Source organism: Parabacteroides sp. AM58-2XD, assembly GCF_003463685.1.
GTDB classification, from domain to species: Bacteria; Bacteroidota; Bacteroidia; order Bacteroidales; family Tannerellaceae; genus Parabacteroides; species Parabacteroides segnis.
Genome location: NZ_QSDP01000115.1, coordinates 1 through 20805 on the forward strand (window position 1 = coordinate 1; position 20805 = coordinate 20805).

Annotated in this window: 18 protein-coding genes and 2 pseudogenes; 4 read left to right on the plus strand and 16 right to left on the minus strand. The window is 43.3% G+C overall.

Annotation, left to right across the window (positions count from 1 at the left end; genetic code table 11):
- Window positions 1-141 precede the first annotated feature (141 nt).
- The 10 genes and pseudogenes from DXA15_RS21060 to DXA15_RS21105 all read right to left on the minus strand — a co-directional run.
- Window positions 142-1167 (minus strand): annotated as a pseudogene (locus DXA15_RS21060) (DPP IV N-terminal domain-containing protein); the annotation flags it as partial.
- A gap of 37 nt (window positions 1168-1204) precedes the next feature.
- On the minus strand, window positions 1205-1573 hold the full coding sequence (locus DXA15_RS21065) for a PDDEXK nuclease domain-containing protein (protein ID WP_128135345.1): 369 nt from the start codon (window positions 1571-1573) through the stop codon (window positions 1205-1207).
- Window positions 1504-2082, minus strand: coding sequence for a DUF1016 N-terminal domain-containing protein (locus DXA15_RS21070; RefSeq protein ID WP_128135336.1), 579 nt, complete (start codon window positions 2080-2082; stop codon window positions 1504-1506). Before DXA15_RS21070 ends, DXA15_RS21065 begins: the two co-directional genes overlap by 70 nt.
- Before the next feature lie 147 nt (window positions 2083-2229).
- Window positions 2230-2682: a hypothetical protein gene (locus DXA15_RS21075; RefSeq protein ID WP_007656321.1), complete on the minus strand. Its 453-nt coding sequence runs from the start codon at window positions 2680-2682 to the stop codon at window positions 2230-2232.
- Between the two features lie 54 nt (window positions 2683-2736).
- Window positions 2737-4557: a V-type ATP synthase subunit I gene (locus DXA15_RS21080; RefSeq protein ID WP_128135337.1), complete on the minus strand. Its 1821-nt coding sequence runs from the start codon at window positions 4555-4557 to the stop codon at window positions 2737-2739.
- Complete coding sequence (locus tag DXA15_RS21085) at window positions 4554-5180, minus strand: V-type ATP synthase subunit D (RefSeq protein WP_007656319.1); 627 nt, start codon at window positions 5178-5180, stop codon at window positions 4554-4556. Before DXA15_RS21085 ends, DXA15_RS21080 begins: the two co-directional genes overlap by 4 nt.
- A gap of 2 nt (window positions 5181-5182) precedes the next feature.
- Window positions 5183-6501, minus strand: a pseudogene (locus tag DXA15_RS21090) (V-type ATP synthase subunit B).
- Window positions 6502-6509: 8 nt separating this feature from the next.
- A complete protein-coding gene (locus DXA15_RS21095) occupies window positions 6510-8267 on the minus strand; it encodes a V-type ATP synthase subunit A (RefSeq protein ID WP_128135338.1) in 1758 nt (585 codons plus the stop codon).
- Between the two features lie 2 nt (window positions 8268-8269).
- Window positions 8270-9139: a DUF2764 domain-containing protein gene (locus DXA15_RS21100; protein ID WP_128135339.1), complete on the minus strand. Its 870-nt coding sequence runs from the start codon at window positions 9137-9139 to the stop codon at window positions 8270-8272.
- A gap of 1 nt (window position 9140) precedes the next feature.
- Window positions 9141-9731 (minus strand): hypothetical protein, encoded by a 591-nt coding sequence (locus DXA15_RS21105; RefSeq protein WP_007656315.1) that lies wholly within the window; start codon window positions 9729-9731, stop codon window positions 9141-9143.
- Window positions 9732-9889: 158 nt separating this feature from the next.
- On the opposite strand from DXA15_RS21105, the gene DXA15_RS21110 reads away from it, so the two are divergent.
- Complete coding sequence (locus DXA15_RS21110; protein WP_128135340.1) at window positions 9890-10393, plus strand: GNAT family N-acetyltransferase; 504 nt, start codon at window positions 9890-9892, stop codon at window positions 10391-10393.
- 93 nt (window positions 10394-10486) lie between these two features.
- Window positions 10487-11596, plus strand: a complete 1110-nt coding sequence (locus DXA15_RS21115; RefSeq protein ID WP_128135341.1) for a family 20 glycosylhydrolase — start codon at window positions 10487-10489, stop codon at window positions 11594-11596.
- Window positions 11597-11663: 67 nt separating this feature from the next.
- Here the strand turns inward: DXA15_RS21115 and DXA15_RS21120 are convergent, their stop codons facing one another.
- Window positions 11664-12989, minus strand: coding sequence for a PhoH family protein (locus DXA15_RS21120; protein WP_007656311.1), 1326 nt, complete (start codon window positions 12987-12989; stop codon window positions 11664-11666).
- 565 nt (window positions 12990-13554) lie between these two features.
- Here DXA15_RS21120 and DXA15_RS21125 point away from each other — a divergent pair.
- Window positions 13555-15195 carry a beta-N-acetylhexosaminidase gene (locus DXA15_RS21125; protein WP_128135342.1) on the plus strand — a complete coding sequence of 547 codons (1641 nt, stop codon included), beginning with the start codon at window positions 13555-13557 and terminating at the stop codon, window positions 15193-15195.
- 19 nt (window positions 15196-15214) lie between these two features.
- Here the strand turns inward: DXA15_RS21125 and DXA15_RS21130 are convergent, their stop codons facing one another.
- From DXA15_RS21130 to DXA15_RS21145, 5 genes are all read right to left on the minus strand, one after another.
- Window positions 15215-16216 (minus strand): M28 family peptidase, encoded by a 1002-nt coding sequence (locus tag DXA15_RS21130; RefSeq protein ID WP_128135343.1) that lies wholly within the window; start codon window positions 16214-16216, stop codon window positions 15215-15217.
- 60 nt (window positions 16217-16276) lie between these two features.
- The gene (locus DXA15_RS21135) at window positions 16277-16903 is read right to left on the minus strand and encodes a lysine exporter LysO family protein (protein WP_046147028.1); all 627 of its coding nucleotides are present in this window, start codon (window positions 16901-16903) and stop codon (window positions 16277-16279) included.
- Window positions 16893-17177: a LysO family transporter gene (locus DXA15_RS21140; RefSeq protein ID WP_046147027.1), complete on the minus strand. Its 285-nt coding sequence runs from the start codon at window positions 17175-17177 to the stop codon at window positions 16893-16895. Before DXA15_RS21140 ends, DXA15_RS21135 begins: the two co-directional genes overlap by 11 nt.
- Before the next feature lie 116 nt (window positions 17178-17293).
- Window positions 17294-17779, minus strand: coding sequence for a hypothetical protein (locus DXA15_RS27150; protein WP_233567501.1), 486 nt, complete (start codon window positions 17777-17779; stop codon window positions 17294-17296).
- A complete protein-coding gene (locus tag DXA15_RS21145; protein ID WP_233567502.1) occupies window positions 17776-19926 on the minus strand; it encodes a TonB-dependent receptor in 2151 nt (716 codons plus the stop codon). Before DXA15_RS21145 ends, DXA15_RS27150 begins: the two co-directional genes overlap by 4 nt.
- Before the next feature lie 191 nt (window positions 19927-20117).
- On the opposite strand from DXA15_RS21145, the gene DXA15_RS21150 reads away from it, so the two are divergent.
- Complete coding sequence (locus DXA15_RS21150; protein ID WP_128135344.1) at window positions 20118-20507, plus strand: Arm DNA-binding domain-containing protein; 390 nt, start codon at window positions 20118-20120, stop codon at window positions 20505-20507.
- Window positions 20508-20805 lie beyond the last annotated feature (298 nt).

Sequence of the window (20805 nt, forward strand, 5' to 3'; positions counted from 1 at the left end):
TTCGTTACTTCGTACTGTTTTCATAAGCTATATCGTTATTAGTTAATAATGAATTTGATACAATACAAAGTTAACTAAAATGGTATAGCTTTTGTAGTGCTATCTCGTGCTATCCGTCTTTTCCGATTTTAAACATAGGAACTGTTTATGCAGGCGGGGCTGGTAGGCCATACGTATTGTCTGGTCTTTGAATGCTTGCGTATTGATCTCCTTGTAAGAGTCGTTACTCATATCAAACAGATACAGATGACTGACAGGAGCTTCCTTTTCGCCCGGCATCTGGTATTTATAAGTCTCTAATGTCGGTCGCGGAGTGGCCATAGCATTGATCACCCACAGGTCTTTCACCTCGCGGCTATCTGAAATAGAAATTGCAAAATGACGGGAGTCGGGCGACCATAACAGATAACCCGGGTTCTTCCTTTTACCGTTACATAAGGTATCTGTATTCAGAAGACTGTATGGCTGACCAAAACCGAAGTCTTTTACACCGGTTGTCGTCAGTTGTATCTCTGTGACCGTACTGTCTTTATCATCTTTCTTCAGTTTCTCATAGTCTTCACGCGACATACGATATAGATTCAGGTCTTTGGCATAGACCACCGTTTTACCGTCCGGTGAGATAGAGGCCCAGTTTGGATATTCCGTATCCTTCTTTTTGTCTGCCAGATAGGTCAGTTTACGTGTCGGATAGTCATAGGAGAAATAGAATACCTCCTTTTTCGTCTTTTTGTCTTTATCCGTGCTGTCCTTTTTGGCGTCTTGTGAAGAGGTGATTTGGAAAGTAAAAGTACGTCCGTCCTCTCCCGTCTCCAATTTCTGAATAGGCAATTGTTGAGCCGTATACGGATCCTTAACGATCTCCGTCAATTCGGCCGCGAGCTTATCCTGATCGAACAAAGGACGTTTCGTCTTTGCGGAAGGATCAACCACATACCAGACATTGCCATTTCCTGTTTTATATTCATACCAGAAGCAGTTCCCCGCCTTAAACCAATGCGGGTCCACCGAAGTGGAAAACAGCATAGTCGATAATTTATTACCCGCAAAACGTTCAGCCTGCGTATAACCCGGTAGCGGATCGTCTGCCGAAGAGACTTGTGCCTTCATGCCTTGAGCTAGAAGAAGTCCTGACATTAAAAAAAATAGATGTAAATGTTTTCTCATGTTTATATTTTTTATTCAGCATTATTTATTTCTCGTTTTATTCATTCAGTAATTGCTTTTCAGAAGGCAAATATAGTTGGTATTTGCTAGCTAAAACAGTCGTATTATCTTTGGGTAAAGAATATTTCACCACAGTATCATTTTTATCAGCACATAATAATATACCAATTGTCGGATTCTCGTCCGGAAGCTTTTCTTCACGGTCATAATAATTAACATACATTTGCAACTGACCTAGATCTTCATGTGTAATCTTTCTTGTTTTCAGCTCTATTACTACAAAACATCGTAATAATCGATTGTAAAAAACAAGATCAAGAAAGAATTCATCATCCTCTAAAAGAATCCGTTTCTGTCGTGCGACAAACGAAAAACCATTGGATCTTTTATTATTTCCATCGGAGATTCAGGCATTCGCTCTTTGCGTGCAACAGCTAATACAGCCTCTTTATCATTACTTAATAAAAGACGTTCATAAAGTCCGGAGTTTATCTGGCGCTCCAATTCACGTTTTGTCCATCCGTTATTGACCGACTCTAATTGATAATAAAGTCTTTTGTCAATATCGGATATAGATATAAGCAATTTATATTGAGACCAATTCAAATGCGAACACAATGTATTCGCATTTGGATACTCACGATAAAATTGGCGACAAAGTTCCAGTTGTCGGACCGAAAAACCGCTTCCATATTCCGGAATCAACTCTTTTGATAAATTCTTTAAAAGATATGTTCCATAATCAGCTCGTTCTTTACCTTGTTGTTCTTCTTCCAGGATCCGTTTACCTATAGACCAATACATTTGTACCCGGCAATAATCGACACTTCGTATCGCATTATTTCTGGATTGACTGATAATATCTTTTATTTCAGATAAAAACTCACTCCTTAATGTTATATTTATATTCTTCATGAATTCTTCCGATTATATTGTTTTGATTCAATCCACACAAATGTATGCAAATATACCGAACTCTTAACTTATAACAACAAAAATCCTCTGCAATTATCAGCAATACTGATAATCACAGAGGACTATTTATGATTAAATACTAAATGATTATACCGGAAGAGTTCCGCCGATCAGGATAACAACCAGCAAAGCAAGGATTGCATACAACTCAGGGAATACGGCCATAACCATTGTTGCACCGAATACGTTGTGACCAGCACCTACACCGGCGATACCGTTTGCACAAACTTCTGCCTGACGGATAGAAGAGAACAAACCTGCAAAACCTAATACCAGACCTGCACCGAAGATAGCTGTCGCATTCAACATTGTAATGCTCTCAACCAGGAATTTCTGCATCATGAAATAACCTACGAATCCGTACAAACCCTGTGAAGAAGGCAATGCACTTAATGCGATATAAGTACCCAGTGCATCCGGGTTCTTCTTCATTGCTCCTACTACTGCGTTACCGCAGATTGTTACACCATAACTACTGCCGATAAAGGTTAAACCTGTCATCAACGCAATACCCAGATAAGCTAATAAAATTGGTTCCATAATGAAATTTGTTTGTTTAATTATTCTTTTGTTATTATTTAAATCACGTTTTGTTTATGCTTTCTTAAAAGGTTCGTACGCCTTACCACCGCCTTCGAACTCTGCATTCTTATAATACTCCACGAAGATCAGACGAAGCGGGTGAACCAGCGAACTGATGGTACACAGACCGATGTTGATCGCATGGCCAACCAAAAGGATCAGCAGCATACAAATCACACGTAATACTACGTTCAGACCTTCTGTCATATCCACAGCCAGCGAATTGAATACGCCACCCAGAATCGCACCAGTCAGACCGATCGCGAACAGACGGATATAAGACAAAGTATCACCCAACAGCCCGGAAGCCATATTGTAGGTATTCCAAAGACCTGTACCGAAATTCAGGAAGATATTCTTGCCCGGTGTATTGTAAAGGAAAGCGACCAGCAAGCCAAGCCCGGCTATTACCAGGAATACATTCTTCACCATTTCCGGCAACTGTACATTCAGCATCGGCAAGCCAAATACCAGACACAATGCCAGGATAATGAATACCCATGCCAGCGGTGCAATACCATATTTCTTCCCTTTCTGAGACATGATCTTCAACGCAGCAATTGTCTTTCCGAACAGGATCTGCACCAATCCGATAATGATAGAGAACGTCATCAGATTATCGCTCGATACAAAGTAGTCTTTTACCGAAGCAAAAGCAGGTATGTCGACCAAAGCGATACCGAAGAACGAACCTGTACACGTACCGACGATCAGTGCCGCCAATCCGAGATACTGGAACAGGCTCAGGAACGGCTTAAAGTCAGGATTAACTTTCCGTTTCAGGATCGTACAGACAAGCATTACCAGTAACCCGTATCCGCCGTCACCGAAACAAAGTCCAAAGAACAGCATAAAGAACGGGGCAAAGAATGGTGTCGGGTCGAACTCGCCATAGTTAGGCAAGGAGAACATTCTGGTAATCGGCTCGTATAGCTTGGCAAACTTACCATTCTTCAACAGGATAGGCACCTTGTCACCTTCTTCTATCTCCTGTGCCTGATAGAAGTAATTATCCTTTTCCAGCGTTTCTTCCATTACCTGGGCTTTCTCGGTCGGAACCCAACCTTCCAGCAACATCAGCTTCTCCCCCGCCTGACGGTCTGTCTGCACCAATACATTCGACAGATTGAACTCGTTTTGCAGGTTCTTATCGAACAGGTCAAGCGTATTATAATCGGATGCAGCCAGTTTTTTTATTTCGGCATCCAATGCTTTCATTTCCTGCTGCAACAGATCGAGACGCGCATTCAGTTTCTGCAAACCTCTGTCCGGCATTTTCGGACGCTCTGCATCAATATCGATCGGAGTTCCGACTTTCGTTATAGTAAGGAAATAAGTAACCGACTGGAAGTTATTGATCAACACAGCATTATACTCGTCTCCCCATTTCGGTTCATACTTAGCGGTCGGACAAGTCCAGAACGTAATATCATATCCGGCCTTCTTCAAACGATTGAAGTTAGCCCAACTGAAATCACCCCAGATCTCCATATAGGCAATATCTTTTTCAAGAGATGCCTTTACAGACTGAAGCTGCACTTTCTTGTCCTGCAATTCTTCTATCTTCTGCAACAATTTCAAGCCAGCTTTCTTATCCAGCTCACGAGCCGGTGCCAATTGAACATCTTTAGTTGCTGCATTCAATCCCTTGAAATAGCGCATCAACAGATTGATACGTTTACGCAAGGCAAGAATATCCTGAAGTTCCGCATTATCGAGAATAGATTTATTTTCCTTCACATGCACAACACCCAATTCGCGTAACTGTGCCAGGAACGTATCATACTCCTTATGATATACCATAAAGGCATATTTGCTCATCTTTACTATCATACGCCAGCCTCCTCTTTATGTTCTTCTTTCGCTTTACGCTTTTCCTGGTTAGCCCGCATGATCTTCTGTGACGACTTGGAGAGGCTCTCTTCGTCCTCCATAAACCGTTTCACTTTCCGGATCGCATCTTTATAGCCGGGGATCTGTACCTTCTCAAAAAGGTTCACCTTTTGAGTAGTCTTCTTCCTGGCATGCTCCAACAACTCCAACTTCATTCCCGAAAACTCTGCTTCTATTCCGGTACGCGCCAATTGCTTCAGCAATTCGACACCATCGGTAAACCAGGCGGGGGAATTAAAGAGACTGTAATGTCCGATCTCGAACTGTATCTCGTTGAGGACAGGAACAATCACCCCGGCGATTTTCTTCGTCGTAAGCGTCACATCCTTTACAGCGATCAGTTCGGGAGAGAACTCATTCCACAAAGCCACCATATTTTCGTAGCTCTGTATCTCCTGTTCCAGCTGAAGTTCCAATTTCGTCACTTCATCCTTGGTCCGCTTCACTTCGATACGCAACGCACTTTCCTTACTCTTGATTGTTGGCAAGGAACGCTCGCGCATCTTCAGTTGCTTTTCCAGTTGCTGAAGAGATGTTTTATTATATTGAAACTTTATTGCCATAATTATTTCTTCCAGTATTTGTCTACCAACTCTTGCTTGATATTCACTTCAGCCGGCTTGAAGTATTCGCCGAACAAGCCCCATGCCACGTCGAGCATTTCGGTCGTGTCGAGGTTTACGTCGATAGCCAGCAGCTTTTCTGAATAATCCTTTGCAAAAGAAAGCGTACGGTTGTCGTAGTCTGTCAAGTCGAAACCGTTCTCCATCTTCGTCTTTGCGTTGGCAGCATCGGCATACAGACGGACGGCGGCGTTCATCACCTGCGGGTGGTCTTCGCGTGTCTTCTTTCCTGTTACCAGCTGTTTTAGACGTGACAAGCTTCGGAACGGGTCGACGATCACTTTACCGACATCACTATCGCGGCGCAGGTATAACTGACCTTCGGTGATATAACCGGTATTATCAGGCACAGCGTGCGTGATATCGCCACCCGACAGGTTGTTACCGCAATAATAGTGATAGAACCACCGGCAGGGAACTGTACTGCTTTTTCGTAAATCTTTGCCAAATCGGAATACAACGAACCCGGCATAGAGTCCTTCGAAGGAATCTGGTCCATACGGTTCGATACGATTGCCAAAGCATCCGCATAGTTGGTCATGTCGGTCAACAACACCAACACCTTTTCGTTCTTCTGAACAGCGAAGTATTCAGCCGCACAAAGTGCCATATCCGGAATAAGGATACGTTCTACGGACGGGTCTTCGGTTGTATTGATAAAGCTCACGATACGGTCGAGTGCACCGGCGTTGCTAAATGTATTTTTAAAGAACAGGTAATCGTCGTTGGTCATACCCATACCACCCAGGATAATCTTATCCGATTGGGCACGCAAGGCTACCATTGCCATTACCTGGTTGAAAGGCTGGTCAGGGTCAGCGAAGAACGGGATCTTCTGACCGGTTACCAACGTGTTATTCAGGTCAATACCGGCGATACCCGTAGCGATCAGTTCAGACGGCTGTTTACGACGTACCGGGTTTACCGACGGACCACCGATCTCCACTTCCGTTCCTTCAGGGATAGGGCCACCGTCGATCGGATCACCATACGCATTGAAGAAACGTCCGGCCAACTGGTCGCCTACTTTCAGCGTAGGTGCCTTGCCCATGAATACTACTTCGGCATTCGTACGGATACCTTCCGTACCGGAGAACACCTGCAACGTAACCTCGTCGCCGATGATCTTCACCACCTGTGCCAGCTTGCCGTCTACGGAAGCCAGCTCGTCATACCCAACTCCCGTTGCTTTCAGCGAACAGGTAGCTTTCGTGATCTGGGTAATCTTCGTATATATTTTTTGAAATGCTTTTGTTGCCATACGTTCTGTTATTTTTCCATGCGCTCTGCGAGCAGGGCGTCAAGTTGATCGTTGAACTTCTTAAACTGGTCGCTTTCATATTCGGAATAGTTCATCTGCTTGAAGACGTTGATCATCTGTTTGAAATATTCCATTACTTCGAGGAAGGTGTCGAAACGGAATTCCGCATGACAGATCTTCACCACCTTATCCAGCATAAATTCCTGACGAGCCAGCGGTGTCACAGCATCGATCGCATCGAAAGCATCCTGTTGCAGGATTACGAAGTCGATCAATTCTGACTTCCAGAAAGTAACATGGTATTCCACCGGTACACCGTCATCACCCAAAATGTTGATCTGCTCAGCGATTTCCTTACCACGCAACATACGGGTCTTGATCTCGTTTACCTTGTCGATCCATTCCGGAGAGATATGCTTGGCGATATATTCCTGGAATTCGGGATATTCCAGATATTTCGAATAACTGTCGATCGGGTTCACAGCCGGATAACGTTTACGGTCGGCACGTTCCTGCTCCAAAGCGTAGAAACAGCGGGCAACCTTCTTCGTATTTTCTGTTACCGGTTCTTTCAGGTTACCACCGGCCGGCGATACCGTACCGATAAAGGTTACCGAACCTGTCTTTCCATTGTTCAATTCAACGAAACCTGCACGGGCATAGAAGTTTGCCACGATAGCAGATAAGTCCATCGGGAACGCATCCGGTCCGGGAAGTTCTTCCAGACGGTTGGACATCTCACGCAACGCCTGTGCCCAACGGGAAGTGGAGTCGGCCATCAGCAACACTTTCAATCCCATGCTACGATAGTATTCTGCCAATGTCATCGCTGTATATACAGATGCTTCACGGGCAGCCACAGGCATGTTTGAAGTATTAGCGATAATGATGGTACGTTCCATCAGCTTACGTCCTGTATGCGGGTCGATCAGTTCGGGGAACTCGGTGAAGATTTCCACAACCTCATTCGCACGTTCACCGCAGGCAGCGATAATAACGATATCGGCTTCGGCCTGTTTGGAGATAGCGTGCTGAAGCACGGTCTTACCCGTACCGAACGGACCGGGGATAAATCCCGTACCGCCTTCTACGATCGGGTTTACCGTATCGATCGTACGGACACCTGTTTCCAACAGTTTGTATGGACGCGGTTTTTCTTTGTAACAAGTGATGGCTCTCTTTACCGGCCAACGCTGTATCATATTCACATCGATATCCTTACCATCTTCGTCAGTCAGAACGGCAATCGTCTGATTAATGGTATATTGTCCGGCTTCCACCAGGCTCTTTACAGTATAAGTTCCTTTAAACGTGAAAGGCACCATGATCTTGTGCGGCTGGAAGTTTTCGTCCACTTCGCCCAGCCAGTCACCTGCGGTCACCTGATCACCCACTTTCGCCAGCGGTTTGAAGTCCCACAGTTTATCGTTATCCAGTGCAAATGTATATTCACCACGTTTCAGGAACACGCCGTCCATTTTATCCAGGTCATTCTGCAAACCGTCGTAGTTACGCGACAGCATACCCGGCCCCAATGTTACTTCAAGCATGTGCCCTTCAAACTCGGCTTCGTCACCTACACGCATCCCACGTGTACTTTCAAATACCTGAACAAAGGCATCCTTCCCTATTACTTTAATAACCTCCGCCATCAGCTTCACGCCTCCTACGGAAATGTAACAGATTTCATTTTGAGAAACCGGCCCATCCACCTCCACGGTTACCAGGTTGGATACGATTCCTTTTACAATTCCTTTCGTAGCCATAATTATTTATTATTGTTTCTTTTAAATTCTTCCAACGCATTCTCACTACCATGCTTCATTGCTCCTACTATTTCGCGGAAGGTCTTCTCGCCCGTCACCTTATCCAAGGTAACCCAGCGTTCGATCATTTCCAGCTTCAGCAAGTAGGCGAACACACTTTCTATGTCGAAAGTTTTGAAGAACGTATTATCGTCCAGCCATTTCCATTTCAGCAAATCCACTTTCTTTTCGCGGGCCATCAGGTCCGGTTCTTCGGCAATGCGTTGCAGGTCGGGCAGGTAGTCCACCGTATCTCCCAGTCCGAAGTCACGGGCATTGGAAGTACGGATAGCTTCGGCCACCTCGTTGTGTCCCACTATATAGTCTGCTTTATCAAATCCATACTTACGGCAGGTAATAGCAGTCAGCATGTTATTAATATTGAGGTTCAGTTCAAACCAGTTACGGATAAAGCCGTTGCTGCATTTCATTGCATAGTCGTAATAAAGGGCTGCCAGGCGGTCCTCCCAGGAGATCGTCTGTTTTTCCTCTTTTTTCAGGCTATCCAGATACAGTTTGAAGAACTCGATGAAATAAGGAGGGATCCGTTTGTTCTTCGGCGGTTTCTCACCATCTTTCAGAGCCTCAAACAGACTTTTGTACTCGTCGTATGTAATACTTCCCTTCTCGTCCGGGTCAAAGTCCGGATATTTAGAGAAAGCCAGCAGGTTCTTATTATCGAATTTGAGGAAAAACAAGTCTACCAGCTTCTTATCACGGGACGTAAGAATGCCGTCCAGTTCCTTTCTGAAGTCAGAAACGGAATAGGTCAGTTTACTATCATCCAATGATATATTAGGGAGTCCGGCAATCAGACAGTAGTATTTACTCATATCAGAACAACATTTCTACCAGCCCGGGACGCAGGAATTCTTTGAAGAATGCAACAAATTCGTCTTCCCCGAAACTTACTTTATAAGAACCGTCGGCAGGAACAATAGTAAAGCCGGCATTCTTTCCGCTTACTTTCTCGATCTTTACGCCGCCGTCCAGCAATGATTTGGCATTTGCCTCGAAATATTTGGTCAATGCGTCCGCATCGGCAGTCTGGATCGTGATCGCTTCTTTCTTAGCCCATTCTTTAGCCATTTCCAGAATAACTTTCTGCATGAAAGCGGTATCAGAAACGATCGCTTTTACATTCGAGGAAGTAATCTTTCCGGTTATAAGGTTCACAACTTCGCTCTTCAGCGCTTCTACGGCCTGGGTAGCGAACAGCTTCAATTCGGCTTCTGTATTTTTCTTTAGCTCGGCAGCCTGTTTTTGTGCCGCTGCAACAATACGTTTTGCTTCCGCTTCCGCTTCGCTGACAATCGCTTGTTTCTGAGCATTTGCATCGGCAATGATCCGTCCGGCTTCTTCGTTCCCCTTCTCTACTCCTTCTTTGTAGATCTTGTCGGTCAGTTCCTGAATCTTTGTATCCATTTTATAATATATTTATTAAGTTGTATTTCTCTCGGAAATTAAACGCCCACAAAGTTATTCTTTTTCGTGAATAATCATTGAAATAAATGTAAAATCAATCTAAAAAATGAAACACTATAAATTAATTTTTAATTTTGTTGGTCTAAAAATCGCATTATATGTTCTCAATTAGAAAAGCTACTACAGACGACTGTCTGCTAATCAGAAACTTGGCATCCCAAATATGGGAGCCGACTTACGGTTCTATCCTCTCCCGTGAGCAACTCGACTATATGTTTGAGATGATGTATGCCCCGGAAAGTATCCTCAATCAGATGGACGAACTTCATCATGAGTTCTTTATCATTTACAAGGACGGAGAACCTTCCGGATACCTGTCTATCGAAACAGTTGAGAAAGACTTGTACGAGTTCCAAAAAATCTATTCGCTTCCTTCTTTACATGGTTCTGGCATCGGACGTTTTATCATCGAACAGGGAGTTGCTTACCTGAAGACAATCCATCCCGGACCGTTTACCGTCGAACTGAATGTGAACCGCGAGAACCCGGCTATCGGTTTCTATAAACATATGGGATTCCATGAACATGCAACACGCGATTTTCACATTGGGAACGGTTATTATATGAATGATTATATTATGCGGATGGAAGTGGCAAACTAGAGAAAAACTTACTTAGTAAGTAAACTTTATTTCCTTTAACTCCATTACGGCTTCCACACCTTTCCGGCAAGCCAATATAAATACTTGAATTCCATGAAACACTTCATCACAATCGCATGCCTTTTGATTTGCATAACAACTAACGGCATTTTCGCACAAACAAGTGTAAACAGGTTAGACAGCATCCTTCCTGTCAGAGGATTGGCAATAGCAGCCCCGTCTGTGCAGAAAATGGATGTTTTCCTGAAGTTTATCGAAGAAGAACTTGCTCCCGGACATTTCAACCTGCTCATTCTCCGGGTTGATTGGAATTATGCCTACGAGTCTCATCCGGAACTGCGTGATCCCAATCCGCTTACACTTCAAGATGTAAAACGAATTGTCGCAACCTGCCGGAAACATAACATACGGATAGCACCGCAGATAAACCTGCTCGGGCATCAGTCATGGGCAGAAACAACTTATGCCCTGCTCCGCGAATATCCGGAATTTGATGAAACACCGCATGTAGATACGAAAAACTATACCGGATGGCCTAACCCGGACGGTTTATACTGCAAAAGTTACTGCCCTCTTCACCCCGATGTGCATAAAGTTGTATTCGCTTTGGTCGACGAACTGACGGACGCATTTGAAACCGATCTGTTTCATGCCGGTATGGATGAAGTTTTCTATATCGGAGATGATAAATGTCCTCGTTGCAGCGGGCACGATAAAGCAGAATTATATGCCGGAGAGGTGACCAAAATACAAAATCATCTGGCTCAACAGGGAAAACGGTTAATGATATGGGGCGATCGCCTGATAGATGGCAAAACAACCGGTATCGGTGCCTGGGAAGCAAGTATGAACAATACGTATCGTGCCATCGACCTTATCCCGAAAGAAGTTTTCATTTGCGACTGGCATTACGAACGTCCGGAACAAACAGCTGTCTATTTTGCCATGAAAGGATTTGACGTCGCCACTTGTCCCTGGCGAAAACCGGAAGTTGCCCTCAAACAATTGGATGATATGAAACGTTTCCGCCAGCAATCCGGTTCTCAAATGAGCAACCGTTTCCAGGGTATTATTGAGACTGTATGGTCAGGAGCCGACAGTTTTCTGGAAAACTATTACAAACCGGAAAGTGAGCAGCAGGAGGTATCGGACGTGGTCACTATCAAAAAACTGATTGGCGCCTATAAGTCGATGAGCAAATAAAAGAAATCCTCTCAGAAAATAAATATCCGTGTACTGAGCATTCTCACATACACGGATATTTTTTATTTTATAACAGATCCGAAGCCAACTCAGACAACTGGCTACGTTCACCCTTGATCAGGTTGATATGGGCAAACAACTCCTGCCCTTTCATCTTGTCGACCATATAGGCCAGACCATTACTCTGGGCATCCAGATACGGCGAGTCGATCTGCTGGATATCACCGGTAAATACCATCTTTGTTCCTTCTCCGGCACGGGTGATGATCGTCTTGATCTCATGCGGAGTCAGATTCTGGGCTTCATCAATGATACAGAATGTTTCCGATAAACTACGTCCGCGAATAAAAGCCAACGCCTCGATGACCAACTGATTATTCTTTTGTAAATCATCTATTTTACGGACATCCTGGCTTCCGGGAGCGAACTGGTTCTTTATCACATTCAGATTATCGAACAGAGGCTGCATATAAGGAGCTACTTTCTGCTTTTCGTCTCCCGGCAGGAATCCGATATCCTTATTTGCCAACGCCACAATCGGACGAGCCAGCAAGATTTGCTTATAAAGTCCGGCTTGTTTAAGTGCGGCAGCCAGTGCCAGCAAGGTCTTACCTGTTCCGGCTTTACCTGTCAGTCCAACCAGTTTCACGTCCGGATCATTCAAAATTTCAAAAGCAAAACTTTGTTCCGCATTACGGGGTTGAATGCCATAATTAGAACTCTTTTCCACCTTCTTTATCTTTCCTGTAAACGGATTATAACGAGCTAGAACAGAAGCCCGTATACTCTTCAATATAAAGCATTCGTTCGGTTCGAGTTTAGATTTGAATTCGAACAAATCCGCATCCAGTCCGTCAGGGGTTGAATAGATCTTATCGATCAGATCAGGATCTATATTTTCGTAGGTATCCTGAGCACGTTCAAAGATATCGACATTGATTACCTTATCCGTGATGTAGTCTTCCACCTGAATACCCAATGCACGGGCTTTCATACGCAGGTTGACGTCCTTCGTAACCAGGATAGTCTGCATCTTAGGTGTCTTTTCTGCAACGGAAAGCGTGCAGGATAAGATACGGTGGTCAGGCGTCCTGTCCGGGAAAGACAAAGCTATCTTTTCCTGGTATTTGTCACCTGTTACGACATGTAATGTTCCCAAACCCGGTCCCAACGAGGCACCTTTCAAAAAGAGATCGTTACTGGTCATCAGATCCAGCTCGCGCACAAATTCACGGGCATTATAATTAATCTGGTCGCTCCCCTTTTTAAATTTATCCAACTCTTCCAACACGACGATAGGAAGATAGATATCATTCTCCTGAAAATTTTCGATACACTTGTAGTCATGCAAGATAACGTTGGTATCCAATACAAAATTCTTCTTTGCTCCCATGATCTTTCGATTTAAAGATTATCGCTTCTAAGTTAAAAACATTTTTGGAACTTGTTTGGTTTAAAACGGAAAATAAATGCACAAGACCAATTTATTCTTGTTTTGTGCGAATTTCGTAACCAACTAAAAATCAGGAGTTAAACAAAATGCCTGAAGGTTGTCACGTCTTACGCGCTCATATTCAACACTTTACACCACATCCTGCCTGAAGGCTGTCAATTCCCTACATTATATATAAGAATAAATAAAAAGGATTTTATTTTTTTGTAACCTTCCGGCTCTGAAAAAACAATTGTATTCAAACACAAAAACAATTGTATTTGCATTCAAAAACAGTTGTATTTGTAACCGAAAACAATTGTTTTTTTGAATAAAAGAAAAAAGTCCCTTTATGTGCCCGTTGAGTCCCGTTGGGAGCCATTGGGTTCTTTTATAAAATAGGCTTGCCTATCTTTACATCGTATTCATTGGCAACGAAAGGTTCATAAGATGCCGGGATAATTAATCTCGTTATGTATCTTTGTACCGAAGATCTGATTTTTAATAACAAAATAACCTAAGATGTATGATTTTTAATACTAAGAAACTCAAAATTACGTCATTACTGCTATTAGCGGCGACACTTTCTTTCGGACAGAGCAATATTTCGGCTTTATTGCCTCTGCCTAATCAAATCGAACAGATGACAGGTAAAAAGAATTTCGTCCTTACTCCCCGGACAACCGTTAAAACCAATCTGCCCAAACAAGCATTTTGTTTATTTGAACTACAGCGTATTCTGGGCGAACGAACTGGGCAGGTTGCCGACATCGGTACTCCTTCCACATCCGGCAATTCTGTTATCGAGATAGAGCTCGACCCTTCAATAAAAGGAAAAGAACACTACACGCTGGATATTTCAGAAAAGAAACTATCGATCAAAGGAAGCAGCCATGCCGCCCTCTTTTACGGACTGAAAACACTGGATCAGATATTACTGGGAGATGTATGCAACACAGCGAACAATCAAATCGCTCCTATCCGTATCGACGACGAACCCCGCTATGGTTACCGGGCATTGATGCTTGACCCTGCCCGGCACTTTCTTCCTGTAGAAGATGTAAAATTCTATATTGACCAGATGGCAAAATACAAATACAATGTTTTGCAGTTACATCTGACTGATGATCAGGGATGGCGTGTTGAAATCAAAAAACACCCCAGACTGACAGAGATCGGGGCATTCCGCAATCCGAAGACCGGCTCCAACGGGCCCGACAATGGTTTCTATAAACAAGAACAACTGAAAGACCTCATCAAATACGCAGCCGACAGAAATGTAGAAATCATTCCCGAACTGGATATCCCCGGTCACACGGTGGCAGTTTTGGCTACTTATCCGGAACTGGGATGTACACACACCGATACGATTCAGAAAATAATGGGGCAAACAGTCGATCTGATGCTTTGTGCCAATAATGACAAAGTATATACCGTTTATGACGATATCATCAAAGAAATAGCCGATATATTCCCTTCCTCCAAAATCCATTTAGGAGGAGACGAAGCTGTTATCGAAAAGAACTGGACCAAATGCACTCACTGTCAGGATTTAATGAAACAACTGGGTTACACCAAAGAATCGCAGTTAATGAATTATTTCTTCGATAAAATACTGGCATCTGTCCGCAAATACGGAAAAGAACCGATGTTATGGTGCGAGCTGGATAATATCCGTATGCCGGCCAATGAATACCTGTTCGATTATCCCAAAGACGCCACACTGATCACCTGGCGTGCCGGATTAACTCCCAAATGTATCGAACTAACTGCAAAACATGGTAATCCGTTAATCATGGCTCCGGGTGAATATACTTATCTGGATTATCCGCAACTAAAAGGCGACCTTCCGGAGTTCAACAACTGGGGAATGCCTGTCACCACGCTGGAAACCTCTTACCAGTTCGATCCTGGATATGGACTGCCTGCCACTCAACAGACACACATTATAGGAGTTACCGGGACATTATGGGGAGAAGCGATAAAAGACATTGACCGCGCAACCTATATGACCTACCCGCGTGGTCTGGCCTTGGCCGAAGCCGGATGGACACAGATGGAACACCGGAGCTGGGATTCCTTTAAGGAACGAATGTATCCGAATCTGATGAATCTGATGAAACATGGTGTATTTGTCAGGGTTCCGTTCGAGATAGTTCCGAGATAAAATAAAAAGCGTAGGCAAGTTATTCTTTATAAATCACTTCCAGAACAGTTTGACCGACAGCTTTCAAGGTCGTCTGGTCTATGTTATCCAGATTATCATCATGTGTATGCCAGTAAGTACCAAAGCGGTGTGAACTTTCCGGGTCATAGTTTATAATATCGATACAGGGTATATTACGTCCTCTGATGACAAAGGTATGGTCGTCAAGCACACCGCCTCCCGGTTCATTAAAGAAGAACTTGCCATAGCCGAGATTGCGCGCAGCCTCCCAAACCTTCTCCACAATCTGAGAAGCATATTCCATGGAAGTTGCTTCCTTGAAGAAGGTTGCATTACGACTCCCCACCATATCAAGTAATATCCCATAATCCGCCCGATAATTAGTCACATGGGGATTGGCAGACCAATACTGTGAACCAAGACACCAACTCTCTTCCGGACTGTTTTCAGTTATAAAACGGGGAGTACCATAATCTTCTGCATCGAAAAATATAACATCGATACCGATATTCGGATTCTGACCGCTTAACTGACGACATATTTCCAGCAGGACACCTACTCCACTGGCCCCATCATCCGCACCGTCAATGGGAACACGCCATTTGTCAGGATTCGGATCATGGTCGGCATAGGGACGCGTATCCCAATGCGCAAAAAGCAGAATACGCCGGGGATTATCCGGATTATATGACCCGATAATATTACGGGCATTCAAACGGTCACCGTTATAAGCAGTAAGCATTGCTTCCTGTACCTGCACCGCTGCCCCAAAACGTTTCAGACCTGCAATCAGATAATCACTGCAATGACGATGTGCCTCCGTATTCGGTACACGTGGTCCGAAAGCAACTTGTTCGACAATATAGGAATAAGCACTATCCGCATTGAAATCGGGAACAGAAACCGCCAATCCGGGCTTTTCCTCTCCCTCTGAAACATTTCCAGTATTCTTATTTTTACATGAGAACCCACCGATAATAATGAGCAGAAAGAGAGAGGCCGCTAAACTGTTTATTCGCATAATTTTAAAGGATTAAGCTTGTTTGACCACAAAGCTATAAATTATATCCCAAAATCAAAATCATAACTTACAAAACAACGATATCAATAGCGGAACGCTAATCTCCAGAATGATTCCATGAATAATAGCAATGGGGACAATCCCTTTTCCCGAATACCTGCTGATAACGGGCAGACAGACATCCATCGAGTTGATGCCGGCAACAGACACCGGAGCAAACTTCCCGAACAAAGAGGCATAAACCGGCGCACCGAATAAAGCCATCATCTCCCGGATAATATTAGCCAGTAAAGCAATAGTTCCCAACTGTGTGGCAATCTCTATTCCGGCAGAAGCCTCCTTGAACTGTACAATCAGCAACGACGATAAAGAATAGTAAGCAAACCCACTTCCAACCGCCATACAATCATATACATTCCAGGTCTTCAGCAGCACACTTGCTATCGCTGAGAAAAGCAATGTGCCTAATATCGTAAACAATGGCAGTAAAAGACTGGACAACCGTACGCTCCGCAGCATGGCTCCCATCTCTCCGTTAGAACCTATATTCAAGCCGACCTGGATAATAAGCGCATACAATAACCATGTCGGTAGTTTTGTACAATAGGCAGCCAATTCCTCCCCCCCGAACATTCCACAAAGTATCCCAGCAAAAAAGCAACATATAACAATCAGATTACTTTTCATCACCGTCTCCTTTCTCTGATAAAAATTTATATGCAATATAAGAGGCCAACAGGCTTCCCAGTACACCGCAACCAGCCAGCAACGCCGCCTGCAAACCAAAATCACCAATATTATCCACTAAGGTTTTGTTTGCCCCGATAGTAATGCCGAAAACAAATAACATGGCGAATATGGTATAAGAGATTGTATTTTCCAATTTCCTTAAACTGTGAGCACGACGGAACAGATAGCCCGCACCTGTCCCTATGCATAACAGGCATAAAACTATAAACATATGTATAATCAATTTAACACGGACGAATAAGGATTCTCCCGCGATACGTTATTAATAAAAATGAATGGTTATAAAAACTCCGGAAAACTGATGCCGGAGAAGAAAGGAAATATTATTTAGATAAAACCACTGAACCAATGGACATGCACAACAGGAATACCACACGTCACGAGGGCATTCTGTTTCTTTATATCATTTATTGTATAAATTTTATTCATATTCAAATGCTTTGTCCAATTCGGGCGCAAAGATAAAAACAAAATTTCAATATACCAAATTGATACCCACAGCAGGTCTATAAAGCAGATTCTCATGTGTCCGGCTATCAAAATGACAAGCCGGACACATGAGATTTTAGAATGAACAGGACTACCGATATTATTTTCCAAACCGGGAAGTATCCACCTTATCATGCTCTTTACTCTTATACCCTCCGAATTTCCAGATGAAGGAACAGTCAGGCAACGGGTATCGTCAATCTTAGTCAGGCGGCTGTATTGGTTTGCCTGATTAATTTCGATTTTATTAGGAAGATTGCTCCGGAAGATATTGTCACATTTCAGAAGAACCGTTGCCTTGTCATTGGCAAACTGCCATTTCAAACCGGCTGAAACATTATAAACAGAACCCAAATCGTAGATCCCTGCACGGCTCCGGTGATATAATAACCGTTCAAATCCAATTTCAGATTCGGACGTGACTTTGACAAAGTAAATGGATTATTCAGGAAGAACTGCCCCAGGTATTTACTATTATCAAAAGAAATATCATTAAAATGGTCCAGCTTCTGTTGCATCCGGATGCCCTGTGCCGTAAACTGGCTGTTCATGAATTCACCGATGCGGAACGGGATAACAGCTCCTACTCCTGCAACCAGGTTATAATCCATATTCTCGTAACGGAACACATTCTTCAGTTCCGTTGAACTCTGATAAGGCAACTGGGCAAAATAATCCGGTTCATACTGGGCAAAAACCATGAAAGTATATTTTTGCTTCAGGATATAAAGCAGCTGCCCCTGATAGGAACGGTAAGGCTTCAAAGCCGGATTACCCATTACTACGGAATAAGAGTTTATGGGGGTAGCCTGCGGTGTAATCTCCCAATAAGACGGATATGTTTTATTGCTGTTCACATTCAGCTGCAAAATATGCTGCGGTGTAAACAGATAACTCAACGAGGCATTCGGGAAGAAGGTCCAATCATTCCAAAGTGTCGATTTCTTGCCGTTGGAAGTATAGTCCGATTTAAAATATTCTCCTTTCAAAGAAGCTGTTGCCGAGAAATGTTCTCCGAAATTTTTGGATACTTCAGCAAAGACATTGGCTGTATATTCTTTCTGCAAATTGTTCTCCAGTAAATCCGGGTCCGGTTCGTAACCATTCCCTTTATTATACAGATAATCGATATAGGTCTTTGAGGAAGTGTAACCACCGTGGACACCGTAATTCAGTGTCCACCCGGTGGCAAAAGTGTGTGTATGGTTGGCAAATAACGCCCATTGTGAAATATCCTGTTTGGAATTGTTCTGCATATCAGTCAGCGTTTCCTCACCACGATTCTGCAGGAAATTCTGGAAAGAAGGCGAATGGTAGTTGGTAAAATCCATTCCGGCTGTAACACCGCTATGACCGTCATATTGTAAGCGGATATTGTGCAGAGTAATCTTATCTTCTCCGGTAGTCCGACTGAAACGCTCTTCTTCCAGGACAGAGTTTTCAGGTGTAGAAAAGGAGGTATTGGCTGTCCGGTTCTTTTTCACCCTATTGCCTCCTAAGGAATAGGCTGCCGACAACTTATCTTCATTTTTGAATTTATAGTCCAGACCCAATCGGATATCTCCGCTGTTTATATGACCGTTTCCTCGTCCGAATTGATGGATTTCCGTCACCCCTGTTTCCAAGGTATGCCTTGCCATAATATCTTCCCCCTCGAAATAACGTCCTTTATTACCATTCACCAGAAAGTCTACGGTCAGGTCAGGAGTCGAATACAACAAATTTGCATGTGCCTTGCCCGAAGCATAATGTTTTTGGAGATAATCGACGCCAACTTCTCCCTGTAAGGCTGTGCTGTCAGTTGTCCCCTTGTCCAGAATCACATTGATTACCGCGCCTCTGATATTATATTTAGCGGGAGCGTTGTACATCACTTCTACATTTTTCACCCGTGAAGAAGGGATACTTTTCAGCATGGTTATCAGCTGGTCTACCGACATAGTTGTCAACTGCCCGTTCAGAATGATTTGCGGGGAACCGGCTCCCAGTAACTGTATCTCATCCGAGCCGCCGATAATACCCGGCAATTGTTTTACAACTTCAAAGGCATTACTGACCGATTTATCTTTCATCAATTGGGGAACATCATATTTCAAAGCCCCGTTCTCTACTTTCACCTGCGGACGCTCCGCCTTAACAACCACGCCATCCAGTTCATAGTTTTTAGAAGTCAGCTGGACAGTTCCGGCATCTTCCCCGGATATCTCCAACTGGAATGGTTCATATAATAGATGTTGGAATAAAAGCCGGTATGTCTGTTCCGCCGCATGGTCCAGGTTAAAACTACCCAGACTGTCCGTTACCACCGCATCCACATAAACCGAATCCAATGTCTGGAGAACAACGGCTACGCCGTCAACCGGATTATTCTCCATATCCGTCACTCTCCCATGAATCAAACCATTCTGAGCCATCATCATCCCGTTACCACCAATCAGGATAAGTATCACATAGTAAAGTATTCTTTTCATATCCGTTTGCTTTATCAGTTCCTATACTGCAAAGAAAAGAGGTTATGTCAAGAAACTATGTTATCGTTGGCTTATGAAGTGTTATTTAGTCTTATCGGAATAGTAACGATTTCATAGTTTTGCACTGATTTTCATGGCTCTTTTTAGAGAGAAAAACAGTATTTTTATCACTTAAAAAAAGCAGTGTAATTATGGAAGAAAAAAAGTCGACATTCACCGTGCTATTCTATTTAAAAAAGAACGCACCTAAAAAAGATGGAACTGTACCTATCATGATACGTATCACAGTTGATGGTGCAGACAAAACAAGAAGTGCAAAACTTAGTGTTGATCCCGCACGATGGGATAAGGTTAAGATGAGAGTAAAGGGGAAAGACAGTTATGCGCAACAAATTAATAATGTCCTTGATCAATGGATGCGTAACATTGGAGCCAAATACGATAAGATATTCCATCGTGAAGGCTATGTTTCTGCTGAGAAAGTTGATAATGCAGTGATGGGAGTTGATATTGCTAAAAACACACTTCTAAAACTATTCAAAGAGCATAATGAAGAATTTGAAAAGAAAGTCGGCAAGTAAATCAAGACGAGATAGTAATCGGCTCAAGATGCCTAAATGGTTGGTTATGGTGTCGAAAGGAAAATTCAACCAGGGAAGGTTGGGTACCGATTAGATGTTTAAAGCAATCTATTGAATCATTGTAGAATAAGCATTGCCGAAATGATAGAATAATACCGAATTTGTAGATTATTACTACAAGAAGACTATATATTACGTAATCCATAGTAAAAAATGAAACCAAAAAATAGACAACAATTTAAGAAATGCGAAGAACATAGGCACAAACTATTGAGAAATACCTTAATATTCCATCAGA